The organism is Pandoraea communis (genome assembly GCF_902459745.1).
Taxonomy (GTDB): Bacteria; Pseudomonadota; Gammaproteobacteria; order Burkholderiales; family Burkholderiaceae; genus Pandoraea; species Pandoraea communis.
Window position 1 is genome coordinate 1272589 of record NZ_CABPSJ010000001.1, and the last position, 12233, is coordinate 1284821.

At 60.7% G+C, this 12233-nt stretch carries 6 protein-coding genes; all 6 read left to right on the forward strand.

What is annotated here, in order from left to right:
- Nucleotides 1-17 precede the first annotated feature (17 nt).
- Entirely contained in the window at nt 18-2954 is a 2937-nt protein-coding gene (gcvP, locus tag PCO31110_RS05760; RefSeq protein WP_150689819.1) for an aminomethyl-transferring glycine dehydrogenase, read from the forward strand.
- A gap of 139 nt (nt 2955-3093) precedes the next feature.
- Entirely contained in the window at nt 3094-4497 is a 1404-nt protein-coding gene (locus tag PCO31110_RS05765) for an L-serine ammonia-lyase (RefSeq protein ID WP_150689820.1), read from the forward strand.
- Between the two features lie 289 nt (nt 4498-4786).
- Nucleotides 4787-6646, forward strand: a complete 1860-nt coding sequence (locus PCO31110_RS05770) for a hypothetical protein (protein WP_150689821.1) — start codon at nt 4787-4789, stop codon at nt 6644-6646.
- Between the two features lie 133 nt (nt 6647-6779).
- Nucleotides 6780-8564, forward strand: coding sequence for a hypothetical protein (locus PCO31110_RS05775; protein WP_150689822.1), 1785 nt, complete (start codon nt 6780-6782; stop codon nt 8562-8564).
- 279 nt (nt 8565-8843) lie between these two features.
- Nucleotides 8844-10283, forward strand: a complete 1440-nt coding sequence (locus PCO31110_RS05780; RefSeq protein ID WP_010807674.1) for an alanine/glycine:cation symporter family protein — start codon at nt 8844-8846, stop codon at nt 10281-10283.
- A 255-nt stretch (nt 10284-10538) separates the two neighbouring features.
- A complete protein-coding gene (locus tag PCO31110_RS05785; protein ID WP_010807673.1) occupies nt 10539-12167 on the forward strand; it encodes a hypothetical protein in 1629 nt (542 codons plus the stop codon).
- The last annotated feature ends 66 nt before the right edge of the window (nt 12168-12233 follow it).

Below are 12233 nucleotides of genomic sequence, written 5' to 3' on the forward strand. Positions count from 1 at the left end.
AACGAGAGATTTGACCCATGAATGCTTTGACTGACCTGCAAGCCCCGCGCCGCTCGCTCGCCGAGCTTGAGCAGCGCGACAACTTCTGCGCGCGCCACATCGGCCCGGACACCCCCGAACAACAGGCGATGCTCACCGAACTGGGCTATGCATCGCGTGCCGCACTGATCGACGCTGTCGTCCCCGCATCGATTCGCCGCGACGGCAGCCAGTTTGCCACGTCGCTCGGCCAGTTCGCTGCACCGAAAACCGAATCGCAGGCGCTGGCGCAACTGCGCGCGCTGGCGGATCAGAATCAGGTCTTCAAGTCGTTCATCGGTCAGGGCTACGCCGATACGTTCACGCCGGGCGTGATTCTGCGCAACGTGCTCGAGAACCCGGCCTGGTACACGGCTTACACACCGTATCAGCCGGAAATTTCGCAAGGCCGCCTCGAAGCGCTGCTCAACTACCAGCAGATGATCATCGACATGACGGGGTTGGCGATCGCCAACGCGTCGATGCTCGACGAAGCGACCGCCGCCGCCGAAGCGATGACGCTCGTCAAGCGCACGGGCAAGTCGAAGTCGAATACGTTCTTCGTGGCCGACGACGTGCTGCCGCAGACCATCGAAGTGGTGCAAACGCGCGCCAAGCCGTTGGGCATCGAAGTCCAGGTCGGCCCCGTGGCCGCCGCGGCCGAAGTTGATGCGTTCGGTGTGCTGGTTCAATACCCGGGCGTGGACGGCGACGTGCGCGATTACCGCGCGCTGGCCGACGCCATTCACGCCAAGGGCGGCATGCTGATTGCCGCAGCCGATCTGCTGTCGCTCACGCTGCTCACGCCGCCGGGCGAGTGGGGCGCGGACGTGGCCATCGGTAACAGCCAGCGCTTTGGCGTGCCGATGGGCTTCGGCGGTCCGCACGCTGCCTATCTGGCGACGCGCGACGAACTCAAGCGTTCGATGCCCGGCCGTCTGGTCGGCGTGTCGGTCGACTCGCAGGGCAAGCCTGCGCTGCGTCTGGCGCTGCAAACGCGTGAGCAACACATCCGCCGCGAAAAGGCGACGTCGAACATCTGTACCGCACAGGCGTTGCTCGCCATCATGGCCAGCATGTACGCGGTGTATCACGGTCCGCAGGGGCTGCGTGTCATCGCCGAGCGTGTGCATCGTCTGACGGCCGTGCTGGCCGCCGGCCTCACCGCCCTCGGTGCGGCGCCTCGCAATGCCACATTCTTCGACACGCTGACGGTGCCGGTGGCCGGTCGTGCCGATGCCGTTCACACGGTGGCCGCTGCGCGCCGCTTCAACCTGCGTCGCGAAGACGCCGGCACCGTGGGTATCTCGCTCGACGAGACCAGCACGCGCGACGACGTGATCGCGCTGTGGGAAGTGGTGGCTGAGGGCCTCGGCAAGACCGCTATCTCGCTGGACTTCGACGCCATCGAGACCACGGTATCCAACGGATATCCGGAGGCGCTCGCCCGTCAAAGCCAGTACCTGACGCACCCGGTGTTCAATCGCTATCACTCCGAGCACGAGATGCTGCGCTATCTGCGCAGCCTGTCCGACAAGGACCTCGCGCTCGATCGCACGATGATCCCGCTGGGCTCGTGCACGATGAAGCTCAACGCCACCTCGGAAATGCTGCCGGTGACGTGGCCGGAATTCGCCCAGATTCACCCGTTCGCGCCGGCGGAACAAACGGTCGGCTATCGTTCGATGATCGATCAGCTCGAGCAGATGCTGGTGGCGGCTACCGGCTACGCCGCCGTTTCGCTACAACCGAACGCCGGCTCGCAAGGCGAGTACACGGGCCTGCTCGTCATTCAGGCGTATCACGCATCGCGTGGCGAAGCGCATCGCGACATCTGCCTGATTCCCGCATCCGCTCACGGCACGAACCCGGCGTCGGCCCATATGGCCGGCTTGCAGGTCGTGGTGGTCGCCTGCGACGCCAATGGCAACGTCGATCTGGCCGATCTGCAAGCCAAGGCCGAGCAGTATCGTGACCGTCTGGCCGCCATCATGATGACGTACCCGTCCACGCACGGCGTGTTCGAAGCCGGCGCGCGTCAGATTTGCGAGATCGTGCATGCGAACGGCGGTCAGGTGTATGTCGACGGCGCGAACATGAATGCGATGGTCGGCCTGTGCGCACCGGGCGAATTCGGCGGCGACGTCTCGCACCTGAACCTGCACAAGACGTTCTGCATTCCGCACGGCGGTGGCGGGCCCGGCGTGGGCCCCGTGGCGGTAGGCGCGCATCTGGCGCAGTTCCTGCCGAATCAGCGCTCGACGGGTTACTCGCGCGCGACCGACAACGGCGACGGGATCGGCGCTGTGTCGGCTGCCCCGTATGGTTCGGCGTCGATTCTGCCGATCTCGTGGATGTATGTTGCCATGATGGGCGCGCAGGGTCTGACGGCGGCGACCGAAACGGCCATCCTCAACGCGAATTACCTCGCGAAGAAACTCGCGCCGCACTATCCGGTGCTGTACTCGGGGCCGGGCGGACTGGTCGCGCACGAGTGCATTCTGGACCTGCGTCCGCTCAAGGACGCCAGCGGCATTACCGTCGACGACGTCGCGAAGCGTCTGATGGACTTCGGCTTCCACGCGCCGACCATGAGCTTCCCGGTACCGGGCACGCTGATGGTCGAGCCGACCGAGTCGGAATCGAAGCACGAACTCGATCGCTTCATCGAGGCGATGGTCACGATTCGCGAGGAAATCCGTGCCGTGGAAGAGGGCCGTGCCGATCGCGAGGACAACCCGCTCAAGCATGCCCCGCACACGGCCGATGTCGTGACCGCAGACGAATGGCCGCACGCCTATGCCCGCAGTCAGGCGGCATACCCGGTCAAGGCGCTGCGCGAGCGCAAGTACTGGCCGCCGGTGGGGCGCGCGGATAACGTCTACGGCGACCGGAACCTGTTCTGCGCCTGTGTGCCGATGAGCGACTACGAATAAATCGTCGCAATATCCGGACAAACAGGGGCTGGCAGAAACATTGCCAGCCCTTTTTTGTCTCAATGGATGTAACTCGAATGTGTCATCCCGACGGCATTCGTTGCGTCACAAATACGTTTCAGAACTTCAGGGAAGCCCCATGGCCGTTTCAGTTTTCGATTTGTTCAAGATCGGTATCGGACCGTCGAGTTCGCATACCGTGGGGCCAATGCGCGCGGCGCTGATGTTTGTGCAGGGATTGGAGCGCGACGGCCTGCTGCCGCAGGTAGCGTCGCTGCGTGCCGAGCTATACGGCTCGCTTGGCGCGACGGGCAAGGGTCACGGCACCGATAAGGGCGTGCTGCTCGGTTTCATGGGGGAGGCCCCCGACACCGTCGATCCGTCGACGATTGCGCAGCGTCTGGCGTCGTTACGCCGCGCGAAGGTGCTGTCGATTCTCGGCAAGCACGAGGTGCCATTCGTCGAGAAGGAGCACATGGTGTTCTACCGCCGCGAGGCGATGGCCGAACATCCGAACGGCATGAAATTCCATGCGTTCGACGTCGAGGGCAACAAGCTGCGCGAAGGGCGATACCTGTCGGTCGGCGGCGGTTTCGTCGTAACGGCCGGGGCCTCGAACGCGCAGGTGCTGGCGGCCCACGATCAACTGCCGTACCCGTTCCGCACGGGCAAGGAACTGCTGGAGATGTGCCGCGCGAGTGGCAAGAGCATCGCGCAGTTGATGTGGGAGAACGAGAAGGTCTGGCATCACGGCGAAACGGCGGAAGAGGATATTCGCCGCGGTCTGCTCAACATCTGGCACGTGATGCAGTCGTGCGTGACGCGCGGCTGCGGCATCGGTAACGACGAGGCCGACGGCGAACTGCCGGGGCCGCTGCACGTGCGGCGTCGCGCGCCGGAGTTGTATCGTCAGCTTACGCAACGCGCCGAACGCACGTTGTCCGATCCGCTGTCGGTGATGGACTGGGTGAACCTCTACGCCATTGCCGTCAACGAAGAGAACGCCGCAGGCGGACGCGTGGTGACGGCGCCGACGAATGGTGCCGCCGGCATTATCCCCTCGGTGTTGCATTACTACGACCGTTTCGTACATGGTGCGGACGAGCAAGGCGTGATCGACTTTCTGCTGACCGCTGGCGCGATCGGCATTCTGTACAAGCTCAACGCATCGATTTCCGGTGCGGAAGTGGGATGCCAGGGCGAAGTTGGCGTGGCGTGCTCGATGGCCGCCGGGGCACTCGCTGCGGTGCAGGGCGGTACGGTCGAGCAAGTCGAGAACGCGGCCGAAATCGGTATGGAACATAACCTCGGTCTGACCTGCGACCCGGTCGGCGGGCTGGTGCAGATTCCGTGCATCGAGCGCAATGCGATGGCATCGGTGAAGGCAGTGAACGCGGCACGTATGGCACTGCGGGGTGACGGCGCGCACTACGTGTCGCTCGACTCCGTGATCAAGACGATGCGTGAGACTGGCGCCGACATGAAGACGAAGTACAAGGAAACGGCACGAGGCGGACTGGCGGTGAATATCGTGGAGTGCTGAAAGTTTGATGATTTGATTGTTTTGATGTGCAAGCTGCGTGGTGAGAGCCGCGCAGCTTTTCTTTTTTGTGACCGCGCTTTCGTACACGTCCGCGCCATCTGAGTTTTTCGGGAAAATACCAAACCAGAATGTGGCCCCCCTCGCCGAGAATGTCGGCTTTGGCGCTATTGAGACCGCAGATGCATGACGTGAGAACACGCTCGGCGGCTTACAAAGTACAAAGAAGGGGAAGGTGATGCGAAGCGGACAGTCGGGCTTTTTTCTGGTTTCCGCTGCGGTTGCCGTGGCTGTGGTCGGCATGCTGATTACGTTTTGGGGCGTTCAGCAGCGTCGTCAAATGCGCATTGAGCGCGCAGAGCGCATTGGCGAGTCGCTCAAGGCCATTGGCGACGCGGTGGAGACGTTCACCGTGAAGCATCACGGCGAAATCGAGAAGCTGCTCTCAGGCGCGACACCACGCTTCTCCGCAGGTGGTGAGACCTTCACCATCAAAGGCACGCCGGGTCCGGGGGCGCTTACGGAGATCGCCGACTTGAATGCGGCACGCGTGATCAATGCGCTCACCCTCCCAGGCATTGGCACGACACCACCTCGCGGCGTCGGCGAGTATGCGATGCGGGTGTACCGAATCTGTGACGCTGGCAGCACGTCGTCGTGCAGGATCGAAACACTTACGTATCTCACGGAGCCGATAAGGAAGCTGTACTCTTCCGAGCCAGATCTCAGTCTGGCGGTCGTCGCGGCAAAGAAGATGGGGGTTTATGGCGGCCTGTCGACGGCCGATAACGCGCGCGAGTTCAGATTTGTCGAGCAGATCGACGGCGCACTGCCGGTGGAGAATCCCTTGGGGCGGCCCGGGCTGATCGCCATGCGCGGCGGCGCGCAGACAAAGGATCTCAGCAATGTTGTCACGCGAGACGGCTCGCGTGCGATGACGGGAGATTTGAATTTCATGGATCCCAGCACATCGCAGAAGCACAGCATCGTGGGTGTTCACAATATCAAAGCCGAAGGTGCGCTGGACGTAGGCCAGCTCAATATTGCCGACAAGGCAGTCGCCAAAGAGATGGACGCGACCAGACTGTCGACAAGTTCCTTGACGACCACAGGCCCATCCAGATTCGGCGGTGAGTTGAATATGGGCGAGGAGAGCGTGACGAATGCGAAGACCATCGAGGCTCAGGAAGTCAGATCCAGGCGCCTCCGATCGACATCGGGCATCGTTGAACTTAACGAAGTGCAGTCGCTGAACGACGAGTGCAGCGGCTCCGGCATCGCTGTGGATGGCGCTGGCAAAGTGCTGTCGTGTCAGCCGGACGAAAAAAGTCTGACGGGAAGACTGTGGAAGCTCTCGGGGACTGCGAATACCAAGGCCGATGTGTCCCTGAGTGTGCTCGGGGAGATTGCCAAGGACACGATCACAGACATGGTGCTTGTCGGCGTCACGCGAGGCGAACGATGGAATATCTCGAAGGTGCCCGTTGGGTCAACGGCCTGGTTGGGGGGGAACCGATATCGTCCCGCTCTCCAGGGCTACTCGGCATCGAACGTGGTGCTTTGCGGATTTTCGTCGCGCGCCGAGAACACTGTCGGCAAGCGGTGGGCTGGCCAACCGGCAAAACTTGAGCGTGACGGTGCCGGGAACTACACGCTTGCCGGAGCCAGCCAGCATCCGCTGCTTTGTCTGTGGCGGTATGACGTCAATGCCGCGAGGAAAGCCAAGTACCGAGGCGCGCAACGGGCGGTTTTTAAAGTGGACAATATTCACGATGTTCAGGGGGTGACGAACTACTCGAGCGACGACGTCGAGTTTGAAAGGTTGCTTGCCGACCTGACGCTGGGGCTAGGTGGCTACGACATGAATCAGGTTCGGGCTTACGCGATCGGAAGGCGGGAGTGGTACCCGTCAAACTTCGAGCGTATCGCGCGTGATACAGGACACTTTATCAACAAGGCGCGGATGTGCAATGTCGAGACGTTTTTCAGAACCGACGACGAGTACGGACTCCGTAGCTTCGATGTAGAGACCCGTAATGACGGTGTGTATGTCTCGTACTCGGATTTGCCCTTCAATAACTATCTTCGGGCAACGTGCCGCTTCGATACTGCGCAGGATGTTCGCGCCGCTGGTTTTGACGAAGTTTTGTAGGCGCGGGGCGCATTATCAATTGCCATGACGATCTCCGACGTTTTCTCCTTTCGCGCCGCGGCTTCAGCATCTGGACCGGCCGAAGAATTTTATCCGTCAAATCCTAAACCCTAAGCGATGCGTTCAACCCAGAATGTCCCCTTTTAATGCTGCGGCAATCGCCGCCGCCTCGTGCGGCGCGATTGCCGGCCGTTCCGAGGGCACGTCAATGCGAAGAAAGCAGTCCGGCATTTTTCTGATCTCAGCAGGTATCGCCGTGGCGGTGACCGGCATGCTGATTACATTCTGGGGCGTTAACTACACGCGGCAGTTACGCGCCGAGCGGGCGGAGCGCATCGGCGAGTCGTTGAAAATCATGGGCGACGCGACGCAGAGTTTCGCCGTGGCATATCACGACCGGCTGAATAAGCTGTTCGAAAAGAACGAGCCATTCGTCATCGGCGACGTTCAGTTCACGAGGGAGGGTACCGCGCCGCGAGTGGTGGGCAATCTGACGGCGGAGAACCTGCTCAAGGTCATGAACGTTAGGGGCGTCGCAAGCCGGCCGCCGAATGGCATGGGGGAATACGCCATTCAGGTGTATGAAGATTGCGTCAACAACCAATGCGATATCAAGACGTTGGTGTATCTCACTCAGCCTATCAAGCGAGCATACTCGGAAGCCCCCGATTTCGATGCCGCCGCTACCGCGATGCGAAAGATCGGTGCGTTGGGTGGCATGTCGCGGCAAGACGCGCCGGGCCAATTTCACTTTCTCGATAACAACGGGTCGGAACGCTTGGTCGCGAACCCGGCGGCGCAACCAGGCCTGATCGCTGTGCGCGGCGGACATCAGACGAGTGCGATGGACACTCTGCTCAGCCTCGATGGGCGTAAGTCGATGACGGGGAATCTCAATTTAGAAGATCGTAACGGCGGGGCGAACGGCGCAGCGACACGTCACAATATTGTCGGCGCGGGGAATATCGAAGGAAGTGGCGCACTGGCGATGAACAGCCTGGCGGTGAACTCCGCGCGCATCGCTGGCACGCTGGATCTCAGCAGCAACAAAAAGGACGACGACCAGAAGACAGGCAGCAGCATTATCGGTGCGCGTGACATCACCGGGAGCGGGACGCTGAGCATGGGCGGTGTCAATGCAGATCGCGTGAAAGTGGGCACAACGCTGAGCCTGAATGCGAACGACATCACGGGGGCGAGAAATGTCGACGCGAAGTCCGTTGACGCGACCAACGTAGAGGCAACCCGCGTCAAAGCCGAAAGAGTGGAATCGGCAGCCCTGAAGTCGACCGACGGTGTGGTCGAGCTGGGCACCAGCATCTCGGGGGGATCTTGCACGGGGATGGGCATCGGCGTTGATGCGCAAGGTCGGGTCATGTCGTGTCAGCAAGAAGACCCAAAAGGCAATGGCAGGGGCGCGCGCGTCTGGAAGCTGTCGAGCCCGACAGTCACCCGGGACAACGTGCCTGATAACGTTGTGGACAAGATCACGTCCGAGGTACAACGCAACTCGTCGTGGTGGATGTCCAGATTCGATCTGAGATGGGGCAAGAGCAAACTACTTCACCGCGGCGCAGCAAGCGTTCTTTATGAAGTGGGTTCGCCTGCGACTGCCTGTGTGCTGGACGCCGAGGCGATAAGCGCCGGTGGCATTCTCGAATACAACCACCGGCTCGACCGGTTCGTCGTGCGTGCAATGGGGCGTCCCGCCGGGGCCTTGTATTGCTTCTCGTACGGCAGTGGCTCAGTGGGCATGAGAACAACCTTTTGGGACTGGGGGAAGAACAACGTCGGGCACGGCATTATGGAAAATCCGACCTGGTATCGCGACAACACACCGGAGTTCCGTAACCTTTTCAAGACAACGATGACGCAAAACATCGGCGCGCTCAATGAGGGCGGAAACTGGCACCACTGATGCGTTTCGGGCAGGGATATCGATGCGGCTATCGTTCGCGCATGATCGTCACATGACCGACACAGAAGCTCGGTAGTCTACCTCCCGATGTCTCCTTGCCTTGTCTTTGAGCCGCGCGGCGTTTGCCGGGCGGCTTTTTTCTTGTCACGCGATTGCGTATAGGAATTGACGGAAAGTCTCGCCGCTTCCTGTCGCGCAGGGTCAAATCTTGAGATTCTTCGTCGCTTGCCCCCTGTTTTTCGGTGGGTCTACGAGTCGTTGCGACAGGAGGCACGTGACATGGAGAGTTGGCTCAAGCCGTTGGTCGATGCCGTCGGCGGGGTGCTGTCGGGATACCCCCTTGTGGTCACCTTGCTGGGGGCGGGGGTGTACTTCACCGTCCGTTTCGGCGGGATTCAGATTCGGGCACTTTGGCACAGTATCAGCCTGCTGCGCTCCTTCGGGACCACCTCGGGTATTTCACCGTTTCAGGCCTTTGCCACGGGACTGGCGAGCCGCGTCGGCACCGGCAACATTGCCGGGGTGGCCGTCGCGCTGACCATCGGTGGTCCGGGCGCCATTTTCTGGATGTGGATGACGGCGCTGCTCGGCATGGCGTCTGCGTTCGTGGAATCTACGCTGGCGCAAATCTTTAAGATCCCGCACCACGACAACACCTTCCGCGGCGGCCCGGCGTATTACATCGAGATGGGGCTGGGCTCACGAAAATTCGGCATCCTTTTTGCGCTGGCGCTGCTATTTACCTTCGGTTTCGCGCTCAACTCCGTGCAGTCGCACTCGATTGCCGAAGCGCTGGAAGCGTCGTTCGGCTGGGAGCGCACATGGATCGGCATCGCGCTGGTGTTGATGACGGCGCCGATCATCTACGGCGGCGTGCGACGCGTTGCGCGCTTGGCGCAGTGGATTGTGCCGGTGATGGCGATCGCCTATCTCGGGCTTGCCGTGTACATCTGCATCGTCAATATCGATCAGCTCCCCGGCATGATGTCGATGATCCTGCGGCACGCCTTCGGGCTTGAGCCTGCTGCGGGCGGTATTGCCGGCTACGCGGTGAGTCAGGCGGTGTTGATGGGGGTCAAGCGCGGTCTCTTTTCCAATGAGGCGGGCATGGGCAGCGCGCCCAACGCGGCAGCGGTGGCGACGACCCGGCATCCGGTGCAGCAAGGGTTGATGCAAATGCTCGGCGTGTTCTTCGACACCATTGTGGTGTGCTCGGCCACGGCATTCATGATTCTGCTCTCCGGCGAATTCATGCCAGGCGCCGCGCCCGAAGGCGCCGTACTCACACAACGCGCGCTGGCGGCGCACGTGGGCAACTGGGCCGTCGTCTTCACAGGGATCACCGTGTTCTTCCTCGCGTACTCGAGCGTACTCGGCAATTACGCATATGCCGAAGTGAACATGGACTACCTGACACAACGTCCGTGGCTTCTCAATATCTTTCGTGCACTGGTGCTCCTCGCGGTGATGCTCGGCTCCGTCGCCAGCCTGCCATTGGTTTGGAGCTTTGCGGACGTCGGCACGGCTTTGATGGCGTTCATCAACCTGGTCGCCATCGGCATGCTGATGAAGTATGCGTTGATCGCGTGGCGCGACTATCAGGCGCAGCGCAAGGTGGGTATCGTCGAACCGGTCTTCACGCGCGACGTGCTGCCCCCGGAAATGCGAGAGCGTCTGTCGAAAGATGTTTGGTGTGCCGAGCGGGGTGATGAACGTTGATGGCATCCCTAATTAACTTTGGCATTTGACGTTCTGTCGATAGCCGAATGATGAAAAAAAGCCGCGCGGCGTCAGTCACGCGGCTTTTTATTTTGGGGTTGTGCTTCTGGATTCGTTGTCACCGATGGGAGGTTAACGGGCATTTCCCAATCCTCGAACGAGCCGCCTCACTGACAATGTCATATTTCAACGATCTCGCAATCGCCGGCATGTGATGCCGCGCGTTTGCCGGACAACTCAAATGAGAGCGCGTCAATGCGAAGAAACCAATCCGGTATCTTTCTCGTCTCAGCTGCGGTTGCGATTGCTGTGGTCGGCATGCTGATTACGTTCTGGGGGGTAAACCAGATGCGGCAGATGCAGGTTGAGCGGGCCGAACGCGTTGGGCATGGGCTCAAGATCATTGGCAACGCAGCGGACACGTTCGTCGCGAAGTACTACAAGGATATCGAAGCGACGCTATCGGCACCCCGTGGAACCTTTACCGTCAAAGGGCACACGTTCACTCACACACCGCCGTCTTCGTCGTTCGCTTACTCGTACATTGGAAATCTGGACGCTCCATCGCTCGTCAAGGTGCTTGATCTTTCCGGCGCGGGAACCAAACCGCCGCACGGCCTGGGCGACTACGAGATCCGTGTGTATCGGAAATGTGATGGCGAAAACCCGCCAAATTGCCAGATCAATTCGCTCACTTATCTCACTGAGCCGGCAAAGCGCGCCTATTCGTCTTCGCCCGACTACGCTTTCGCTGCGATTGTCGCGAAGACGGTCGGCGTCTTTGGCGGCACGTCGCCGATCGACCGGCCGCAGGAATTTCGATTCGTCGATGAGAACATGCGGCCGCTTCCGGATGCTGTGCCGAATCCGTTGGGCAAACCCGGATTGGTCGCCATGCGCGGCGGCTTCCTGACGCACAGCCTGGACGTCAACGTCAGGCGCGACGGATCGCGCAACATCACGGGCGATCTGGATTTCGAGAGCGGCAATACGAACCAGAGCATCAAGGGCATCAAGAACATCGTCGGCGTAGGAAAGCTCGACATGAAGGAGTTGGAGATCCAGGGTAAGGCGACCATCAAAGGCCCGCTGCATCTGAGCGAAGGAACGGACGCGAGCCGACAGGACATTGTTGGTGCGCGAAATATCGAAGGCAAGGGCAAGCTGACGATGGCTGAACTGGACGTGCAAGGCGCGACCGTGGGTGGCGACGCAACTGTGAGAGGCGAGTTGGCGGCAGAAAAAGGGGCTACGATAGGCGGCGTGCTAAGAATGCAGCGCAATAATATCGAAGGTGCGAACCGGGTTGAGGCAACTCGGCTGCGATCCGAGTCGGGCGTCATTCAACTGGACGGCGTCAAAGCACTGAATGGTCGTTGCTGGGCGGGGGAAATCGGTCGCGATGCCAACGGAAAAATGTTGTCGTGCCAAAACACCGACGATGGCTGGTCATGGCAACTCGCGACGACAACCAAAACCGAGTTCGTCACCACTGTCGTGGAAAAGCCGGTGGAGCGAGTCGTCGACCGGCCCATCGTGATGGCGAAATGGACGCAGACGTACGCTGGCTGCAATGGATATAAGCGGCCAGTGGGGAGTAGTTGGCGTTGGAGTGGGTATTTCGGAAAGATCAACAATGCCGAGTTTTGCACCATCGTCGCGAGAGGGTGGTGTGACTCAAGCGCGTTCGGATACTGGGATAACGCCGGCGTGTATAACGTTGACGAAAGGGGCAACTCAACGACTTCCGGCGGTACCCCTTACGTCTACTTCGGAAATACCTACGGTGAACTGATGTGCGGTTTCAGATCGAAGGAGGACGCGCTCGCGGGCGGGTTTACGATTTGCAATGCCAGGACGAACAACTGCGAGTCACAATATTGAGCCCATATAGCCAACGCCTCTGCATCGCCTTGCCCAACTGCGCCTTCACCCGGCGCCGCTCGCCAC

What these genes read in the sequence shown, in the direction of transcription:
- PCO31110_RS05785 (WP_010807673.1), top strand. Translation starts at nt 10,539, where the DNA reads ATGCGAAGAAACCAATCCGGTATCTTTCTCGTCTCAGCTGCGGTTGCG.
- gcvP (WP_150689819.1), top strand. Translation starts at nt 18, where the DNA reads ATGAATGCTTTGACTGACCTGCAAGCCCCGCGCCGCTCGCTCGCCGAG.
- PCO31110_RS05780 (WP_010807674.1), top strand. Translation starts at nt 8,844, where the DNA reads ATGGAGAGTTGGCTCAAGCCGTTGGTCGATGCCGTCGGCGGGGTGCTG.
- PCO31110_RS05765 (WP_150689820.1), top strand. Translation starts at nt 3,094, where the DNA reads ATGGCCGTTTCAGTTTTCGATTTGTTCAAGATCGGTATCGGACCGTCG.
- PCO31110_RS05775 (WP_150689822.1), top strand. Translation starts at nt 6,780, where the DNA reads ATGTCCCCTTTTAATGCTGCGGCAATCGCCGCCGCCTCGTGCGGCGCG.